Annotated in this window: 17 protein-coding genes; 9 read left to right on the plus strand and 8 right to left on the minus strand. The window is 44.2% G+C overall.

Translation table 11 applies throughout. The features are described 5' to 3' along the window. Positions 1-242: 242 nt before the first annotated feature. The 8 genes from rsmG to rpmH all read right to left on the minus strand — a co-directional run bounded on the left by rsmG (position 243) and on the right by rpmH (position 7,333). Positions 243-971 carry a 16S rRNA (guanine(527)-N(7))-methyltransferase RsmG gene (gene rsmG / locus ACIRUQ_RS14150; RefSeq protein ID WP_055289883.1) on the minus strand — a complete coding sequence of 243 codons (729 nt, stop codon included), beginning with the start codon at positions 969-971 and terminating at the stop codon, positions 243-245. A gap of 3 nt (positions 972-974) precedes the next feature. Continuing rightward, positions 975-2,876 (minus strand): tRNA uridine-5-carboxymethylaminomethyl(34) synthesis enzyme MnmG, encoded by a 1,902-nt coding sequence (gene mnmG / locus ACIRUQ_RS14155; protein WP_055289885.1) that lies wholly within the window; start codon positions 2,874-2,876, stop codon positions 975-977. 30 nt (positions 2,877-2,906) lie between these two features. Continuing rightward, positions 2,907-4,283 (minus strand): tRNA uridine-5-carboxymethylaminomethyl(34) synthesis GTPase MnmE, encoded by a 1,377-nt coding sequence (gene mnmE / locus ACIRUQ_RS14160; protein WP_055289887.1) that lies wholly within the window; start codon positions 4,281-4,283, stop codon positions 2,907-2,909. Between the two features lie 306 nt (positions 4,284-4,589). Beyond that, positions 4,590-5,219: an RNA-binding cell elongation regulator Jag/EloR gene (gene jag / locus ACIRUQ_RS14165; RefSeq protein WP_022035562.1), complete on the minus strand. Its 630-nt coding sequence runs from the start codon at positions 5,217-5,219 to the stop codon at positions 4,590-4,592. 13 nt (positions 5,220-5,232) lie between these two features. Next, the gene (locus ACIRUQ_RS14170) at positions 5,233-6,534 is read right to left on the minus strand and encodes a YidC/Oxa1 family membrane protein insertase (RefSeq protein WP_055289889.1); all 1,302 of its coding nucleotides are present in this window, start codon (positions 6,532-6,534) and stop codon (positions 5,233-5,235) included. A 17-nt stretch (positions 6,535-6,551) separates the two neighbouring features. Further along, positions 6,552-6,761, minus strand: coding sequence for a membrane protein insertion efficiency factor YidD (gene yidD / locus ACIRUQ_RS14175; protein WP_021738094.1), 210 nt, complete (start codon positions 6,759-6,761; stop codon positions 6,552-6,554). Next, the gene (rnpA, locus tag ACIRUQ_RS14180; protein WP_021738093.1) at positions 6,758-7,120 is read right to left on the minus strand and encodes a ribonuclease P protein component; all 363 of its coding nucleotides are present in this window, start codon (positions 7,118-7,120) and stop codon (positions 6,758-6,760) included. The genes yidD and rnpA overlap by 4 nt, the downstream gene beginning before the upstream one ends. A 78-nt stretch (positions 7,121-7,198) precedes the next feature. Next, the gene (rpmH, locus tag ACIRUQ_RS14185) at positions 7,199-7,333 is read right to left on the minus strand and encodes a 50S ribosomal protein L34 (protein WP_021738092.1); all 135 of its coding nucleotides are present in this window, start codon (positions 7,331-7,333) and stop codon (positions 7,199-7,201) included. Positions 7,334-7,600: 267 nt separating this feature from the next. Here rpmH and dnaA point away from each other — a divergent pair, with 267 nt between their 5' ends. The 9 genes from dnaA to ACIRUQ_RS14230 all read left to right on the plus strand — a co-directional run bounded on the left by dnaA (position 7,601) and on the right by ACIRUQ_RS14230 (position 18,081). Beyond that, a complete protein-coding gene (dnaA, locus tag ACIRUQ_RS14190; protein WP_021738091.1) occupies positions 7,601-8,950 on the plus strand; it encodes a chromosomal replication initiator protein DnaA in 1,350 nt (449 codons plus the stop codon). A 174-nt stretch (positions 8,951-9,124) separates the two neighbouring features. Further along, positions 9,125-10,237, plus strand: a complete 1,113-nt coding sequence (gene dnaN, locus ACIRUQ_RS14195; RefSeq protein ID WP_055289893.1) for a DNA polymerase III subunit beta — start codon at positions 9,125-9,127, stop codon at positions 10,235-10,237. A gap of 48 nt (positions 10,238-10,285) precedes the next feature. After that, positions 10,286-10,495 carry an RNA-binding S4 domain-containing protein gene (locus ACIRUQ_RS14200; protein ID WP_021738089.1) on the plus strand — a complete coding sequence of 70 codons (210 nt, stop codon included), beginning with the start codon at positions 10,286-10,288 and terminating at the stop codon, positions 10,493-10,495. Further along, positions 10,492-11,574 carry a DNA replication/repair protein RecF gene (gene recF / locus ACIRUQ_RS14205; RefSeq protein WP_055289894.1) on the plus strand — a complete coding sequence of 361 codons (1,083 nt, stop codon included), beginning with the start codon at positions 10,492-10,494 and terminating at the stop codon, positions 11,572-11,574. The genes ACIRUQ_RS14200 and recF overlap by 4 nt, the downstream gene beginning before the upstream one ends. Positions 11,575-11,584: 10 nt before the next feature. After that, positions 11,585-13,501 carry a DNA topoisomerase (ATP-hydrolyzing) subunit B gene (gyrB, locus tag ACIRUQ_RS14210; RefSeq protein ID WP_021738087.1) on the plus strand — a complete coding sequence of 639 codons (1,917 nt, stop codon included), beginning with the start codon at positions 11,585-11,587 and terminating at the stop codon, positions 13,499-13,501. A 17-nt stretch (positions 13,502-13,518) separates the two neighbouring features. Continuing rightward, positions 13,519-16,047 carry a DNA gyrase subunit A gene (gyrA, locus tag ACIRUQ_RS14215; RefSeq protein ID WP_055289896.1) on the plus strand — a complete coding sequence of 843 codons (2,529 nt, stop codon included), beginning with the start codon at positions 13,519-13,521 and terminating at the stop codon, positions 16,045-16,047. Beyond that, on the plus strand, positions 16,034-16,285 hold the full coding sequence (locus ACIRUQ_RS14220; RefSeq protein WP_055289898.1) for a hypothetical protein: 252 nt from the start codon (positions 16,034-16,036) through the stop codon (positions 16,283-16,285). The genes gyrA and ACIRUQ_RS14220 overlap by 14 nt, the downstream gene beginning before the upstream one ends. Before the next feature lie 397 nt (positions 16,286-16,682). Next, on the plus strand, positions 16,683-17,420 hold the full coding sequence (locus ACIRUQ_RS14225) for a YoaK family protein (RefSeq protein ID WP_055289900.1): 738 nt from the start codon (positions 16,683-16,685) through the stop codon (positions 17,418-17,420). A 181-nt stretch (positions 17,421-17,601) separates the two neighbouring features. Next, on the plus strand, positions 17,602-18,081 hold the full coding sequence (locus ACIRUQ_RS14230; RefSeq protein ID WP_021738081.1) for a GNAT family N-acetyltransferase: 480 nt from the start codon (positions 17,602-17,604) through the stop codon (positions 18,079-18,081). The last annotated feature ends 5 nt before the right edge of the window (positions 18,082-18,086 follow it).

The following is an 18,086-nucleotide window of genomic DNA, read 5'->3' on the forward strand; positions in this document are numbered from 1 at the left end:
GAATGCTTATGTCAGTGGAAACTAAAAACTCCCACTGATGGGGCGCAAAGCGACTGCGTTCATGAGCAAGTAGCGAAAGCGGATTGCGAATGAATGCTTTACATAAAGCGTGTATTAACGGATTTTAACAGCCGGATGTAAATGCTGGGAATAAGACGTATTACGAAAAGGGACGGCAGAAATGTTTCACGTGAAACATTTCTGCCGTCCCTTTCCCATTAGATAGAAATTTATAGAATCTACTATTTCAGCGGCAACTTTGCCGGCGTACCTGCTTTTCGAGGATATTTTTTTGGGGTATCCTTTACTTTCTTAATGCATACCAATGCTCTGCCTAAATCAGAATCCGGTAATTTGAATTTGTCAATGTTGATTAATTTTCCACCAAGAATGGAAATAGCCTTCTTTCCTTCCTGAATCTCCGCATCTGAATCAGCAGATTTGTATGATACAAAAGTACCGCCTTTTGCAACAAATGGCAGACAGTATTCGCACAGTACAGCAAGGTTGGATACCGCACGTGAAACACAGAGATCATACTGCTGTCGGTGCGTGATATTAGCTGCCATTTCTTCTGCCCTTCCGTGTACCGCAGTTACCTTCTCCAATCCGAGCTTGTCGATTACTTCATTTAAAAAGTTGATTCGCTTGTTCAGGGAATCCATCAATGTAATCTCAAGATTCGGAAATGCAATTTTTAATGGAAGCCCCGGAAAACCTGCTCCGGTTCCAAGATCAATGATTTTGAAATTCTGTTCAGCCAGAGTCGGGATGACCCGGATCAGAGAGAGGCTGTCCAGAAAATGTTTCTGAATGACTTCTTCATATTCCGTAATACCGGTGAGGTTCATCACCTTATTTTTTTCCACCAACATTTCGTAATATTGTAAAAATTGTTCTATCTGATGATCGGTCAGAGTGATTCGTAACTCTTCCAGACCATGTTTGAATTTGGCCAGATCATAACTCATAGTTTATTTATCCTGTTCTCTTTTCTGCTGATAGTGTAGTTGCTCCAGATATACTAAAATAACGGAGATATCTGCTGGTGAAACGCCGGAAATACGGGAAGCTTGTCCGATGGAGATTGGCTGGTACAGATTCAGTTTCTGCTGTGCCTCCATACGAAGTCCGCTGATCTGGGTGTAATCAAAATTCGGTGGCAGTTTCTTGCTTTCCAGTTTTTTGAATTGTTTTACCTGTTTGATCTGGCGTTTGATGTAACCGTCATATTTAATGTTGATATTTATCTGTTCGCAGACATCCGGTGTCAGGTGTGGACGTTCCGGATCCACCGGTGCCAGAATATCATAGTTCAGTTCCGGACGGCGGATCAGCTCAGCCAGTGTAGTTCCTGTATTCAAAGGCTGGCTGTTATATTGTGCCATCAGTTTCTGTACTGGACCGGAAGCTCCCAGGTGTACATTTTCTACACGCTGCACTTCCTGTTTGATCAGCTGCTCCTTCTTAACAACATAGTCATAGCGTTCCTGTGGAATCAGACCAACTTCGTATCCGTGTCTGGTCAGACGCAGATCTGCATTATCCTGACGGAGCAGCAAACGATACTCTGCACGGGAAGTCATCATACGATATGGTTCATGGTTTTCCTTAGTAACCAAATCATCAATGAGTACGCCAATATAGGATTCGGAACGGTCAAGAATCAGTGGGTCCTTTCCTTTTATTTTCATAGCTGCATTGATACCGGCGATCAGCCCCTGTGCGGCAGCCTCTTCATATCCGGAGCTTCCGTTGAACTGCCCGCCGCTGAACAGACCGGAAATCTCCTTGAACTCCAGGGACGGATACAACTGACGTGGATTGATACAGTCATACTCAATTGCGTATGCATTCCTTACAATCTTGACATGTTCGAGTCCCGGTACTGTATGATACATAGCATACTGTACATCCTCCGGAAGAGAACTGGACATACCGCCGATATACATTTCATTGGTGTGGATACCTTCCGGTTCAATGAATACCTGATGGCGGTTCTTGTCGGCAAATTTAACGACTTTGTCCTCGATAGACGGACAGTAGCGCGGACCGGTTCCCTCAATCATTCCGGAAAACAGTGGCGAACGGCTCAGATTATCCCGAATGATCTCATGTGTCTTTTCATTTGTATAAGTTAACCAGCAACTTACCTGATCAATCTGTACTTTTTCCGGATCAGTGGTAAATGAAAATGGTACAACTCTCTCATCGCCAAACTGTTCCTGCATTTTTGAAAAATCAACAGAACGTTTATCAATACGTGCCGGTGTACCTGTTTTGAAACGGAACATTTCCACTCCATTTTCTACCAGAGAATCCGTCAGATGATTTGCAGCCTGCAGGCCGTTTGGACCGGTGCAGTTTACCACATCACCGTAGAGACAGCGGGCTTTCAGATAAGTACCTGTACACAATACGACTGCTTTTGCATAATATTCCGCACCTGAAAACGTTTTCACACCACGGATCACTTTGTTCTCTACCATCAGTTCTGTAACTTCTGCCTGGCGCAGGGTTAAGTGGTCAGTGTTCTGCAATACCTGTCTCATTCTGGCACTGTAATCTGCCTTATCCGCCTGTGCACGCAGAGAATGTACGGCAGGTCCCTTTGATTTATTTAACATTTTAGACTGGATAAACGTATGGTCGATATTGACACCCATTTCACCGCCCAGCGCATCAATTTCGCGTACCAGGTGTCCTTTGGAACTGCCCCCGATATTCGGGTTACAGGGCATCATAGCTACGCTTTCAATGCTGATGGTAAAAAGAATGGTTTCCAGTCCGAGCCGTGCGCATGCCAGGGCTGCTTCACAACCTGCGTGGCCTGCGCCGACGATACAAACATCGTAATTTTCCTTTACAACTGGCATATATTCCTCCTCATATATAGTGGTGATGCATTATTTGCCCATACAAAATTTACTGAAAATCTCATTCACCAGATCTTCTCCTACAGATTCACCAATGATCGTGCCAAGAGCCTCATAAGCGTTCATCATATCGATGGTAAAGAAATCTTCCGGCATTCCATCTGCAATGCTCTGTAATACCATCTTCAGACTGTTCTGAGCCTCTGCCAGAGCATTTTTCTGGCGGATATTTGTGATATATACTTCATCATTGAAAGATAGCTTTCCACTGAAAAACATTTCTTCAATAAGCGTTTCCAGTTCATGGATCCCAGTGTTGTTTTTGGCAGAAATGGAAAGGATTGGTTTGCTTAACTGTGTCTGTAATACAGAAGCATCTGTTTTTGCATCCAGATCAGATTTGTTCAGCAGTACAATTGCTTTCTTATTCTGGATGGCTTCGATGATTTCCTGATCGTTTTCATCCAGTTCTGTGGAGGAATCAACTACATAGATGATCAAATCTGCTTTTTCAATATATTCCCTTGATTTGTTGACACCGATCTTCTCAACAATATCTTCGGTGTCCCGGATACCGGCGGTGTCGATGACATTCAGACCGATGCCGCCAATCTGAATCTGTTCCTGTAAGATATCGCGTGTCGTACCGGCAATTTCGGTAACAATGGCACGCTCCTCTCCCACCAGAATATTCAGCAGGGAGGATTTCCCGGCATTCGGTTTTCCGACAATAGCGGTGTTAATCCCTTCTTTGAGCATCTTGCCATTGTCAGAGGAATCCAGCAGTTTCTTCACTTTGGAATGAGCATCACTCATGATCTCATGCAATTGCTCCGGATAGCCCTCCAGTGATACATGCTCCGGATCATCCAGTGCGGATTCGATAAAGGCAATCTCGTGTAGCACAACCGCGCGGATCGCTTTTATTTTTTCCAGGACAGCGCCTTGCAGCTGACTGACGGAACTCTTCAGTGCAAGTTCGTTCTGAGCGTTGATCACATCGATTACGGACTCTGCCTGGGACAGATCAATCCGTCCGTTTAAAAATGCTCGTTTGGTGAATTCTCCCGGTTCTGCCGGGCGGGCACCATATTTTAAAACTGTTTCCAGTATTTTTTTCATAACCAGTACACCACCGTGACAGTCAATCTCGATGGTATCTTCGCAGGTATAACTGCGGGGTGCCTTCATGATCAGAAGCATTACTTCATCGATCACTTCGTCACCATCTGTCACATAGCCATAATGAATGGTATGAGTTTCCATATCAGAAACCTTGCGGCTTCCCTTTTTTGGACGAAAAGTGCGGTCAGCAACATCCAATGCTTCGTCACCGCTGATGCGGACGATTCCGATACCGGAATTTGACATGGCGGTTGCAATCGCTGCAATAGTATCAGTTTTCATATTCTTTCTTCATCTCTCAAGCTAAATAAAAAATTTACGTTTCAAGGTACCTATGTTTTTTATTATAGTAGTTTTATTCTATAACGTAAATAAAACTTTCAGGAAAAAAAGGATGCCGGACGGTAGGTTGATTTTCAACGTGGTCATGCTTGCAGCTGATACAGAAAATTATCCGTGTCCGCATCCTTTTCGTCTGAAAGTTTTTAAATTTAGATTACAGTGTCAAAAGCACGGAACAATCCGTGTAATCACGATTTTGGTGTTAAAACACCCAAATCAAATTTAGAATAATAATAAAAGCACAAATTACTGTCTTTTTAATGTGATCACAACGTGTCTGTAAGGTTCGTCCCCTTCACTGTGTGTAGATACATAACGGTCATTCTGCAGTGCAGAATGAATGACCCGTCTTTCAAATGGATTCATTGGCTCCAGGGATACGGCCTTTTTGGTACGTTTTACCTTGTAAGCAATATTTTTTGCCAGATTCTCCAGTGTATCTTTTCTTCTCTTACGGTAATCCTCAGTATCAAGTTTTACTCTGGTGTATGTATCAGAGTGTTTGTTGATGGCGAGGTTTGTAAGATACTGAAGAGAGTCAAGTGTCTGACCGCGCTTTCCGATCAGAACGCCCATTTCAGCACCTTTCAGTTCTACATCGTATACATTTTCTTCCTCAGCGGAAGCGTTGATCAGAATCTCAACTTCCAGTCCCATGGCAGCAAATACCTGGGAAAGGAAATTTTTGATGTGATCTGCAACGGTATATTTTTTGCGGGCTTTGATTTTTGCCGGTTTACTGTTAAATCCAAGGAATCCTGAACTGCCTTTTTCCAGCACGTCATAATCGATCTGATCACTTGTAACACCGAATTCAACCAGTGCATTTGTAAGTGCGTCATCAACGGTTTTTCCCGTAAATTCGATAAAATCCATCACAATGCCCTCCCTATTTTGTATTTTTGTTGTTGAAATCTTTTACAAGATTTGCTTTGGAAGCCATGCTTCCTTCTTTGTATTTTTTACCTGTATCCGGTGTGGTGTCCTTGTGGCTGACGGAAGCTGCTTTGTCTGCCATGGATTTGTACTGGATATTACGGGTATTAACTTTTGCAGCATTGGCGATCTGCTCACCGGCTACACCTTTTTTCTCGATTTTCTTTTTGTTCTTTGCTGCGGCTTTTGCCTGGTTCTCTTTGATAACTTTCTCAAGATCCATCTTGTCGAAATGCTTATTCAGCAGGAACTGCTGTAAGCTTCGGATAACGGAACCTGCGATCCAGTAGATACCAACACCGACCGGAAGGAAAAATACGATGAATACAGAATATAACGGCATCATGTAGTTCATCATCTTCATCTGGCTGGCCATAGCTTCCTGCTGTCCGCCATTGTTTGCTGCCTGTGGCATCAGACGGATGTTCAGAAACTGAGTCAGAGCAGCAAGGATCGGTACGAGCAGAGCAAGGATGATCAGCACATAGTGTCCCTCACGGAAACTTGTAGCGATAATGGTCTTCGGAGAATATACGATATTGATTCCGAGGAAGTTATTAAAATGCTCTACTGCAGACTGCGTGCTTGCAATAACATCGGATAAACCGCTGAATTTATCCTGCAATAAAGTCCAGTTATTGCTGGTACATTTGTAAAGAACATCAATGATAGAGTCATGAGCCTGCTGGCTGGTACCTGAGAAGTTCAGGGTAATACCACGGAATACAGAGTTCTTTTCTGACACGGAAGTCAGGAAACTGTTCATGGTATCCTGGTATCCGGCGGTGCCCATAATACCGGTTACAAGACCGTCAAACGTGTTTTTGACGTTTGTGATATATGCCGGTACGTTGTAAATAACACGATAGAGAGCAAACAGAATCGGGAGCTGGATGATCATAAAGATACAGCTTCCGGAAGGGGATACACCGTATTTCTGGTAAACAGCCTGTGTCTCCTCGTTCATAGCCTGAACGGATGCCTGATCTCTTCTGTTTTTATACTTTTTCTGAATTGCCTGAATTTCAGGATTCATGATCTGTGACATTTTTGAGAACTTCTGCTGCTTATAAGTAAGCGGAAGTAAGCAAAAATAAATAACAATCGTAAATACAATGATTGTCAGACCTACGTTCTGGATGTTTAAAAACTTGTCCATAAATACGTAGATTGCGTTCATAAGGTAACCGAGTACCTTTGCGATTGGTCCTAAAATCTTACCTGAATTTTGTGTAAGTAAAAATAAGGAATCCATCTGGTTGCCTCCTATAATCATGGAACCGGATCGTAGCCACCCTTAGAGAACGGATTACAGCGTAAAATGCGCCAGAGCGCAAGCAATCCACCTTTCCATGCCCCATACTTCTCTACTGCCTCCAGCCCGTAGGTGGAGCAGGTAGGATAATACGGACATTTCGTGGTTTTCATCGGAGAAATGTATTTACGATACCATTTTATTAAAAAAATCAATATTTTTTTCAATGTGATTCCATCTTCTTTTCTTCGGGGTTCATGATTTTTTGAAGATTTCCCAAGTGCAGCAATGCGGATTCGATTTCGTGATATGATGCGTTTTTTGCGCCTGCCCTTGCGATGACTACAATGTCCCAACCACTATGGAACATCTCTTCATGCAGTCTGTAACTTTCTCTTACTAATCTGGTAATGTGATGCCGTACAACACTGTTACCAACTTTCTTACTAACGGAAATTCCTAATCTGTTTCTGTCCGAGTCATTTTTCAGCGTATACATAACCAACAGTCTGTTTGCATAAGATTTTCCATCCCGGTAAACTGTCCGGAAATCTCTGTTTTTCTTTAATGATTCTGAAAAATGCATAATTTCCTGTCCTCTGATTTCATAACAATTTGTTCAAAAATGTTTAAAAAGAGAAGAAAAGACCACAAACGTTGTGGCCTAAGCTGTTAATTTTTTTCTTCCTTTTAATCTTCTAGCGGCCAAAACTTTTCTTCCGCCTGCTGTACTCATTCTTTTTCTGAAACCGTGAACTTTCGCTCTCTGTCTCTTCTTTGGCTGATAAGTCATTTTCATTGTGATACACCTCCATTCCTCGTAGCATCATTTCCGATGATAACAAAAAAAGTCAGACTAGTCAATAGAAAATTGAAAACTTTTAGAAAACCCTGTAAAACGCCCGAAAATCCATTTTTTACGCTCCGTGTACTCCTGTGCGATTGCGAAGTTTTCATTGAAAAATGAAGCGATTTGAGTTATCATAGACATTGGACGACTATCCAAATGTATCATTGTAAATCGTTTGTAAGCGATTTTACAGGACTGTAAGAAAGGACGCGAGTTATGCATCTGGTCGAAGAAAAATGGGACGAAATCCTTCTGACAGTGAAAAGAGAGCATGAATTGACGGATATTTCCTTCAATACCTGGCTGAAGCCGTTGCAGATCTTTTCCATTCAGAATAACCGCATCTATATCCTGGTGTCCGGCGAGCAGATGGGACTGACCTATATTAATAGGAAATATTACCTTCCTCTTAAAGTGGCGGTCGCGGAAGTTACAGGCACAGAGTATGAGATCGAATTTGTTCTCCCGGAACAGGCAAAGAAACTGAAAACGCCGCATCCGAGACGGCGTGCTACGACAGAAGAAGCGGAACGGTCAAATCTGAATCCGAACTATACATTTGATACCTTTGTGGTGGGCAACAATAACCGGTTTGCACATTCGGCGGCGCTTGCTGTGGCAGAATCCCCCGGTGAAGTATACAATCCGCTGTTTATTTATGGCGGTGTGGGGCTTGGCAAGACGCATCTGATGCATTCCATTGCACATTTTATTCAATCGACACATCCTGCATTGAAGGTTCTGTATGTTTCCTCAGAGACATTTACAAATGAATTGATTGAGGCGATCAGAAACGGAAATAACATGGCCATGAGCCGTTTCCGGGAAAAATACCGCAGTATGGATGTGCTGCTGATCGATGATGTACAATTTATTATCGGAAAAGAAAGTACGCAGGAAGAATTTTTCCATACGTTTAATGAACTTCATGTGGCAAAAAAGCAGATCATTTTATCCAGTGACCGGCCGCCAAAGGAGATGGAAACACTGGAAGAGCGTATCCGTTCACGGTTTGAATGGGGGCTTCTGGCAGACATCGGTTCGCCGGATTATGAAACGCGGATGGCGATTTTGCGGAAAAAAGAAGAACTGGACGGTGTTTCCCTGGATGATGCGATCCTGAACTATATTGCATTGAACATCAAGTCTAATATCCGGGAATTGGAAGGGGCACTGAACAAGCTTGTGGCCTATGAGAACCTGGTGCAGACAGAGATTACGATGGAGATTGCAGAGAAGGAGCTTCAGAATATTATTTCTCCGGATATTCCGCTGGAAGTGACACCACAACTGGTGGTGGAGGTAGTTGCGGAACATTTTGGCATTACGATGGATCAGATCACCTCGAAATCCAGAAGCAATGATGTGGCAAAACCGCGGCAGATCGCCATGTATCTGTGCAAAAATATGACAGATGCATCGCTGGAGACCATTGGAAAAGCTGTTGGCGGCAGAGATCATTCCACAGTCGTTCATGGGATAAAAAAAGTGGGAGATGACATCAGCACAGATACTTCTGTGGAACGGCTGGTGGCGACGATTCGAAAGAAGATTAACCCACATTGACCCAACCCGTTATGCACAACAAAAGAAAAAAGAATGATGGTGGCAGCCCCCTTAGCGTAAGGCGTTGCAATGTTATACACTTATCAACAGCCCCTAAGACGGCTACGGCGAAAACCATTTTATATATAGATACATTACATGAAGATATGATACCTGAAAGGAGTTATTCACATTATGAAGTTAATCTGTTCAAAAGCAAGCCTGTTAAAGGGTGTCAGCATCGTATCCAAGGCTGTTCCATCCCGGACAACCATGCCGATCCTCAACTGCATTCTGATCGATGCATCGGCAAATGAGATCAAGCTGACTGCAAATGATATGGAACTTGGCATAGAGACAGTTATTGAGGGCGAGATCGTGGAGCGTGGCATCATTGCACTGGATGCAAAATTTTTCTCCGAGATCGTTCGTAAACTCCCGGATAATGATGTTGTCATCGAGTCAGATGATACGTTTCAGACAACGATTACCTGTGAAAAAGCAAAGTTTAACATCGTTGGAAAATCCGGTGAAGATTTTTCCTACCTTCCGTATATTGAGAAAAATGAGTCCATCAGCATTTCCCAGTTTACATTAAAGGATGTTGTCCGCCAGACCATTTTCTCTATCGCGGATAACGATACAAACAAACTGATGACCGGTGAACTTTTTGAAATCAATGAGAACCGCCTGAGAGTGGTATCTCTGGACGGACACCGCATTTCTATCCGTAATATCGAGTTAAAAGAAAGTTACAGCCCGCTGAAGGTTGTTGTTCCCGGAAAGACACTTCAGGAGATCAGCAAGATCCTTACCGGCGAAGCAGAGGATATGGTAGATATCTTCTTTGCGGACAACCATATTTTATTTGAGTTTGATGAGACAAAAGTAGTGTCCAGACTCATCGAGGGCGAGTATTTCCATATCGATCAGATGCTTTCTTCTGATTACGATACAAAGGTAAAAATCAACAAACGTGAGTTTTTAAGCTGTATTGACCGTGCAACCCTGTTGATCCGGGAAGGCGATAAGAAGCCGATCATCCTGAATATCCAGGACGGCAGCCTGCAGTTGAAGATTAACTCCTTTGTAGGTTCCATGAACGAGGAAATCGAGATCGAGAAAGAAGGAAAAGACCTTCTGATCGGTTTCAACCCGAAATTCTTTATTGATGCACTGCGTGTTATCGACGATGAGGAAGTTACATTATACATGGTAAATCCGAAGGCTCCATGCTTTATCAAGGATGATGCGGGAACTTATGTATATCTGATTCTGCCGGTCAACTTCAACGCGGCAACAGTATAACAGACAACCTCTTGAAGAGGTTTTCAGAATAAGACAGGAGAGCGACATATGGAAAAAGTTATCATCAGAGATGATTTTATCAAACTTGGCCAGGCCATGAAGCTTGCCGGTATGGTAGGCTCCGGTGTGGATGCAAAAATGCTGATCCAGGACGGCCAGGTAGAGGTTAACGGAGAAGTAGAATACCAGCGTGGCAAAAAACTTCACGAAGGAGATGTCATTACATTTAACGGAGAGAGTGTTCAGATCGGCAAATGATTATAAAATCACTGGAATTAAAGAATTTTCGCAACTATGAGTCCCTGGGGATCGCTTTTGATGCCGGGACCAACATCTTGTACGGAGATAATGCCCAGGGAAAGACAAATGTGCTGGAATCTTTGTATGTCAGTGGAACGACAAAGTCCCACAAGGGCAGCAAAGACCGGGAAATGATCCGTTTTGACGCGGAGGAGGCGCATATCCGTACCGTCGTAGAGAAGAATGGTGTGGATAACCGCATTGATATCCATCTGAAGAAAAACAGTGCAAAAGGCATCGCTGTGAACGGCATTCCCATCCGAAAAGCCGGGGAGCTGTTCGGCATCCTGAATCTGGTTGTTTTTTCTCCGGAGGATCTGAATATCATCAAGGATGGTCCGGCGGGACGCCGCAGATTTATGGATATGGAACTGAGTCAGCTGGATAGTATTTATCTGCATAATCTGACAAAGTATCACAAGATCCTGCAGCAGCGCAACAAACTGCTGAAGGATATCCATTACCGGCCGGATCTGGAAGCGACGCTTCCGATCTGGGATGAGCAGCTGGTGCTTTATGGGACGAAAATTATTCAGCGTAGACAGGAGTTTTTGAAGGAACTCAATGATATGGTCCGTGACCTTCATCAGAATATCTCCGGAAACCGGGAAACACTGCAGCTTGTATATGAACCATCGGCAACGGCGGAGGATTTTGCAACCCGGATGGAGGAAGCCCGTGTCAAGGATTTAAAAATGGGAATGACTTCCTACGGTCCCCACAGGGATGATATTTCTTTTCTCATTAATGAGACAGATATCCGGAAATACGGTTCCCAGGGGCAGCAGCGCACATCGGCCCTTTCATTGAAGCTGGCGGAGATCGAGCTGGTGAAACAGCTGATCCATGATACGCCGGTACTTCTTCTGGATGATGTGTTGTCAGAGCTTGACAGCAACCGGCAGAATTATCTGCTGAACAGCATCCATGATATTCAGACCATTATTACATGTACGGGTCTGGATGAATTTGTTAAAAATAGATTTCACATAAATAAAGTGTTTTTCGTCAGGGAAGGCACGATAGCAGAACAGTAGGAGGACAGGAATGAGTACAGAATACGGTGGAGATCAGATTCAGATTTTGGAAGGTCTCGAAGCAGTACGAAAAAGACCGGGTATGTATATTGGAAGTACGTCATCCCGCGGACTTCATCATCTCGTATATGAGATTGTGGATAACGCTGTGGATGAGGCACTTGCAGGATTTTGCTCGGAGATAAAGATAGATATTAACGAAGGTGATACCATTACCGTTATCGATAACGGACGTGGAATTCCGGTAGATATCAACCACAAAGCAGGGAAACCGGCAGTAGAAGTTGTATTCACTATTTTACATGCAGGTGGAAAATTCGGCGGCGGAGGATACAAGGTATCCGGCGGATTGCACGGCGTAGGTGCTTCCGTAGTAAATGCCCTTTCTAACTGGCTGGAAGTTCAGGTCCGCAGAGACGGACATATCTACCAGCAGCGTTATGAGCGCGGCAAAACGATGTATCCGTTGAAAATTGTTGGTGATTGCCCAGTGGAAGAGACCGGTTCCAAAGTAACCTTCTCTCCGGATGGAAGCATTTTTGAGGATACGGTGTACGATTATGATGTATTGCGTCAGCGCCTGCGTGAGATGGCATTCCTGACCAAGAACCTGCGCATCATTCTGACTGACAAACGACCGGGGCAGGAGCGCACAGAAACCTTCCATTACGAGGGTGGTATCAAAGAGTTCGTGCAGTATCTGAACAAGAGTAAAGAAGCTCTGTATGAAAACGTCATCTACTGCGAGGGTGAGCGTGATGGTGTTTATGTAGAAGTTGCAATGCAGCACAATGATTCTTATAACGAGTCAACGTTCAGTTTTGTAAATAATATTACGACACCGGAAGGTGGTACGCATCTGGCCGGTTTCAGAAATGCCCTGACAAAAACATTTAACTCTTATGCAAAGGCAAACAAACTGGTGAAGGAAAATGAAGCAGCACTTTCCGGTGAAGATATCCGTGAGGGTCTCACTGCTATCATCAGTGTCAAGATCTCTGAGCCTCAGTTTGAGGGACAGACAAAGCAGAAGCTTGGAAACAGCGAAGCACGTGGTGCAGTGGACAGCGTAGTAAGTGAGCAGCTGACTTATTTCCTAGAGCAGAATCCGACTGTTGCAAAGACCATCTGCGAGAAATCCCTGCTGGCACAGCGTGCCCGTGAGGCAGCCCGTAAAGCCCGTGATCTGACCAGAAGAAAAACCGCATTGGAGGGAATGTCCCTTCCCGGAAAACTGGCAGACTGTTCCGATAAAGATCCGAAAAACTGTGAAATCTATATCGTAGAGGGTGATTCCGCCGGTGGCTCTGCCAAGACCGCAAGAAGCCGTGCGACACAGGCAATCCTTCCACTGCGTGGAAAAATTTTGAACGTGGAGAAAGCGAGATTGGATAAAATCTATGGAAATGCTGAGATCAAAGCCATGATCACTGCTTTCGGAACGGGTATCCATGAAGACTTCGATATCACAAAACTGCGTTACCACAAGATCATTATCATGACCGATGCCGATGTGGATGGTGCGCATATCAGTACCTTACTGCTGACGTTCCTGTATCGTTTTATGCCGGAACTGATCAAACAGGGTTATGTATATCTGGCACAGCCGCCATTATACAAACTGGAGAAAAACAAAAAAGTATGGTACGCATACAGTGATGAACAGCTGAATGCTATTCTGGCAGAAGTAGGCCGTGATTCCAGTAACAAGATCCAGCGATACAAAGGACTGGGCGAGATGGATGCGGAACAGCTCTGGGAGACCACTATGGATCCGGAGAAACGAATCCTGCGCCGTGTCACCATGGACGAGGCAGCAACCGCAGAGATCGACCTGACCTTCACAACCCTGATGGGAGATAAAGTAGAGCCGCGTCGTGACTTCATCGAAGCCAATGCGAAATACGTTGAAAACCTAGATGTATAGCAAAGAGAGGAATATAAATGGACGACAAGATATTTGATCAGATTCATGACGTGGATCTGAAAAAAACCATGGAGAAATCCTACATTGATTATGCCATGAGCGTAATCGCATCCAGAGCACTTCCGGATGTCAGAGACGGATTGAAACCGGTACAGCGCCGAGTTCTCTATTCCATGATCGAATTGAACAACGGACCGGATAAACCGCATCGTAAATGTGCGCGTATTGTCGGTGATACAATGGGTAAATATCATCCACACGGGGACAGCTCCATCTATGGTGCCCTGGTAAACATGGCGCAGGACTGGTCCACACGTTATCCGCTGGTGGATGGTCACGGAAACTTTGGTTCTGTGGACGGTGACGGCGCAGCTGCCATGCGTTACACAGAGGCGCGTCTGAGTAAGATTTCCATGGAAATGCTGGCAGATATCAACAAGAACACCGTTGATTTCCAGCCAAACTTTGATGAGACAGAAAAGGAACCGGTGGTACTTCCATCCAGATACCCGAACCTTCTGGTAAATGGAACGACAGGTATTGCTGTAGGTATGGCAACAAATATTCCGCCACATAACCTGCGCGAAGTTATCAACGCTGTGGTAAAGATTATCGACAATCGTGTGGAAGAGGACAGAGATACTACCATTGAAGAGATTCTGGAAGTGGTCAAAGGACCGGATTTCCCAACCGGAGGTATGATCCTTGGTACCGCAGGTATCGAGGAAGCTTATCGCACCGGACGAGGTAAAATCCGTGTGCGTGCCGTGACAGATATTGAGCCGATGCAGAATGGCAAAAACCGTATCGTTGTTACAGAACTTCCATATATGGTAAACAAAGCCCGTTTGATTGAAAAAATCGCTGAGCTGGTGAAAGATAAACGTGTGGATGGTATTACAGATCTTCGCGATGAGTCTGACCGTCAGGGTATGCGTGTATGTATCGAACTGAGAAAAGATGTCAACCCGAACGTTATCTTAAATCAGTTATTTAAGCATACACAGCTGCAGGATACCTTTGGTGTTATTATGCTGGCGCTGGTCAACAATGAACCGAAAGTACTCAACCTGCTTGATATGCTGAAACATTACCTGAGACATCAGGAGGATGTCGTAACCAGACGTACCAAATACGAATTAAACAAAGCAGAAGAGCGTGCCCATATTTTACAGGGCTTACTGATCGCGCTGGATAACATTGATGAGGTGATTGCCATCATCCGTGGAAGCCGTACGACACAGGAAGCAAAAGCAAAATTAATGGAACGTTTCGGTCTGACCGATGCACAGTCTCAGGCAATCGTAGATATGCGACTGAGAGCTCTGACTGGTCTGGAACGTGAGAAACTGGAAGCAGAATACAAAGATCTGATGGCACGTATTGCCGAGTTGAAAGCAATCCTGGCAGATGAGAAAAAACTGCTTGGTGTGATCAAAGAAGAAATCATGGTCATCAGTGCAAAATATGGTGATGACAGACGTACTTCCATCGGATATGATGAGTACGATATTTCCATGGAAGATCTCATTCCGGTGACAAATACAGTCATTGCCATGACAAAACTTGGTTATATCAAACGTATGAGTGCGGATAACTTCCGTGCACAGCATCGTGGCGGCCGTGGTATCAAAGGTATGGAGACGATCGATGATGATTATATCGAGGAGCTGTTTATGACAACTTCCCACCATTATCTGATGTTCTTTACCAATACCGGAAAAGTATATCGTATGAAAGCTTATGAGATTCCGGAAGCGAGCAGAACAGCTCGTGGAACGGCCATCATCAACCTGCTGCAGCTGGCACCGGGAGAGAAGATCACAGCCGTTATCCCGATCAAGGATTACAGAGATGGCTGGTACCTGTTTATGGCTACCAAGAAAGGTATCGTAAAGAAAACGGCCATCACAGACTATGCAAATGTCAGAAAGACAGGCCTGGCAGCAATTACGCTGCGTGAAGACGATGAACTGATCGAGGTTAAATTTACCGATGATTCACAGGATATTTTCCTTGTGACAAAATATGGTCAGTGTATCCGTTTCCATGAGACCGATGTAAGAAGTACCGGTCGTGTATCCATGGGTGTCATCGGTATGAGTCTGGCAGACGGTGATGAAGTAGTTGGCATGCAGCTCAATACGCAGGGTGAGCATTTGCTGATCGTATCCGAGCGAGGACTTGGAAAACGTACTTCCATCGATGAATTTACTGCTCAGAACCGTGGCGGTAAAGGTGTAAAATGCTACAAGATCACAGAGAAGACCGGAAACCTGGTTGGTGTGAAAGCCGTAAATGATGACAATGAGATCATGATCATCAATACAGAAGGCATTATCATCCGTATGAAAGTCAGCGATATTTCTATCCTTGGCCGTGTTACATCAGGTGTGAAACTGATCAACATGGAAAATGATGTTACGGTGGCAAGCATCACAAAAGTCAAAGAGGATGAGACATTAGAAGGCGAAGAAGCTGCAGAGGATGCGGAAGAAACCGACGCAGAGACTGCGACAGAGGCAGCAGCCGATGAGCAAAAATAATTTGCCAGGGGAAGCATTTTCAGACAGAGAGAATGCGGAAACATATGAACAGTTAGATCTGTCAGAGCTGATCTATGGCCTGCCCATGGGCGAAGCAGATTTTATGCTGAATGAAGCGCAGGAGATCCAGTACAATGAAATGTGTCAGGAGTGCAGACAGGAGTGCAAGCAGAGCTTTCGTTGTCAGGTAGTGGAATGCCCGAAATTCAGAGTGAGAAGAAGCAGGAAGAAGAAGTAAGTTTACAAACATAAGAAATCACATATCTGCTATGTGATGTGCGTCTTGTGACAGGAATGAAAGTATTCTTTGACTGTGTGCTTTAGCACAGAAAAACTTAGGCTTAGAATCCTTGTTTCCACCAATAAAACAAACTAAAATGGCGTTAACCAAAAAAGATGAAGGAAGCGCAAAGGAGCCAACACCGAAAGGGTTGGCTCCTTTTTGACCATAAGCATCCCCCTTACCCACCGCTTAGTGCTCTACGCACTTGAAGCGGGGGAATGCTTATTCTGCGTTCAAACTCCGGGTGGTTTTTGTATATAAAAAAATTTTTGCTTAATAAAAGAGATAGTGCTATGATAGGCAAGGAAAAAATCAAAGACATTACAATTTCTGAAAAAGAAAGGCAACTACAATGAAACAAAAAGTAACAAAAGACAATTGGGAAGCTTTGATTCACTGGAATTTTGCCCTTGTGGGTGGATTTCTCGGAGCCTATGCGATCTTACTACATATGGGAAATTTCGGTTCTGCGCAGACCGGAAATATCATGGAAATGGCGGCATCTTTGGTATCCGGCGAGTGGTACGATGTGTTGCTGCGATTCCTTGCATTACCGCTTTTTGGTGGCGGAGTGGTGGTTTCGTACATTCTGACGAACCATACGAACATAAATATGCGTAAATTAGCCATTGTGGTGGATGCAGCGGGATTAGTGGCATCCTCATTACTGCCGTTAAAACCGGTGCTGGTTGGACTGTATCCGATCTTTTTCTGCTCTGCGTTTCAGTGGGGGGTGTATTCTTCAGCAAACGGATATAACAGCTCAACCATCTTTTCCAGTAACAACTTTAAGCAGGCAGTGCTTGGATGGACACAGTATTTTCTGACAAAAGATTCGGAATTTAAGAAAAAGGGTATTTTGTATACCAATACGGTACTTTCCTTTTTTATCGGAGCATGTTATGGTGCGGTAGCAGTCAATGCCTTTGCGGTGCGCGCGGCATATCTTGGCTTTGTGCCGCTGGCAACCGGATGGATTCTGGTAGTAAAACACAGCATGGTCCTTGAAGCGGAACGTCCGCAGGAAATTGCGAAAGAGGCGGAAACGGAACTGGAAGATGCACAGCGTCTGGAGATAGAACAGAAGTAAAACACGAAATCAAAAAATACAATTTGTGTTAATTTTTAGATGATGATATACTCACATATAAGAGAACGTCTGCTTCTATAAAAGACGTGGTATGTGGTAAAAAGAAATATAAGGTCGAATTGAAAAATAACAGGTGAAAAGCAGCAGTTTCTGCTGCTGATTATTAAGGGGGTAACTATCTATGGAGAACAAAGTAACATTTCGAAATGCGGAGAGAAAAGACACGGGGTTGATTTTGCAATTTGTCAAAGAACTGGCAGCTTACGAGGATATGTCGGATGATGTGATTGCAGACGAAAGTATTCTGGAGACATGGATTTTTGACAAGCAGAAAGCGGAGGTGCTTTTTGCTGTTGTGGACGGGACGGAAGTCGGTTTTGCACTGTTCTTCCATAACTTTTCTACCTTTCTTGGACGGGCAGGCCTTTATTTGGAGGACTTGTTTGTAATGCCGGAATATCGTGGAAAAGGATACGGAAAAGCACTTTTGAAAAAACTGGCATCCATTGCAGTGGAACGTGGCTGCGGACGTTTTGAATGGGTCTGTCTCGACTGGAATAAGCCAAGTATCGATTTTTATCTTTCTCTTGGTGCCGAACCACAGGCAGACTGGACCATTTACCGCATGAGTGGCGATACTCTGACCAAATTTGCCGAATGATACGG

Origin of the sequence: Eubacterium ramulus, from assembly GCF_045002895.1 — a bacterium.
Taxonomy (GTDB): domain Bacteria; phylum Bacillota; class Clostridia; order Lachnospirales; family Lachnospiraceae; genus Eubacterium_I; species Eubacterium_I ramulus.

Bases quoted from the DNA above. Each gene is read 5' to 3' on its own strand.
- rsmG (WP_055289883.1), bottom strand. From the start codon at position 971: ATGAGTTATGATCTGGCCAAATTCAAACATGGTCTGGAAGAGTTACGA.
- mnmG (WP_055289885.1), bottom strand. From the start codon at position 2,876: ATGCCAGTTGTAAAGGAAAATTACGATGTTTGTATCGTCGGCGCAGGC.
- mnmE (WP_055289887.1), bottom strand. From the start codon at position 4,283: ATGAAAACTGATACTATTGCAGCGATTGCAACCGCCATGTCAAATTCC.
- jag (WP_022035562.1), bottom strand. From the start codon at position 5,219: ATGGATTTTATCGAATTTACGGGAAAAACCGTTGATGACGCACTTACA.
- ACIRUQ_RS14170 (WP_055289889.1), bottom strand. From the start codon at position 6,534: ATGGATTCCTTATTTTTACTTACACAAAATTCAGGTAAGATTTTAGGA.
- rnpA (WP_021738093.1), bottom strand. From the start codon at position 7,120: ATGCATTTTTCAGAATCATTAAAGAAAAACAGAGATTTCCGGACAGTT.
- rpmH (WP_021738092.1), bottom strand. From the start codon at position 7,333: ATGAAAATGACTTATCAGCCAAAGAAGAGACAGAGAGCGAAAGTTCAC.
- dnaA (WP_021738091.1), top strand. From the start codon at position 7,601: ATGCATCTGGTCGAAGAAAAATGGGACGAAATCCTTCTGACAGTGAAA.
- dnaN (WP_055289893.1), top strand. From the start codon at position 9,125: ATGAAGTTAATCTGTTCAAAAGCAAGCCTGTTAAAGGGTGTCAGCATC.
- ACIRUQ_RS14200 (WP_021738089.1), top strand. From the start codon at position 10,286: ATGGAAAAAGTTATCATCAGAGATGATTTTATCAAACTTGGCCAGGCC.
- recF (WP_055289894.1), top strand. From the start codon at position 10,492: ATGATTATAAAATCACTGGAATTAAAGAATTTTCGCAACTATGAGTCC.
- gyrB (WP_021738087.1), top strand. From the start codon at position 11,585: ATGAGTACAGAATACGGTGGAGATCAGATTCAGATTTTGGAAGGTCTC.
- gyrA (WP_055289896.1), top strand. From the start codon at position 13,519: ATGGACGACAAGATATTTGATCAGATTCATGACGTGGATCTGAAAAAA.
- ACIRUQ_RS14220 (WP_055289898.1), top strand. From the start codon at position 16,034: ATGAGCAAAAATAATTTGCCAGGGGAAGCATTTTCAGACAGAGAGAAT.
- ACIRUQ_RS14225 (WP_055289900.1), top strand. From the start codon at position 16,683: ATGAAACAAAAAGTAACAAAAGACAATTGGGAAGCTTTGATTCACTGG.
- ACIRUQ_RS14230 (WP_021738081.1), top strand. From the start codon at position 17,602: ATGGAGAACAAAGTAACATTTCGAAATGCGGAGAGAAAAGACACGGGG.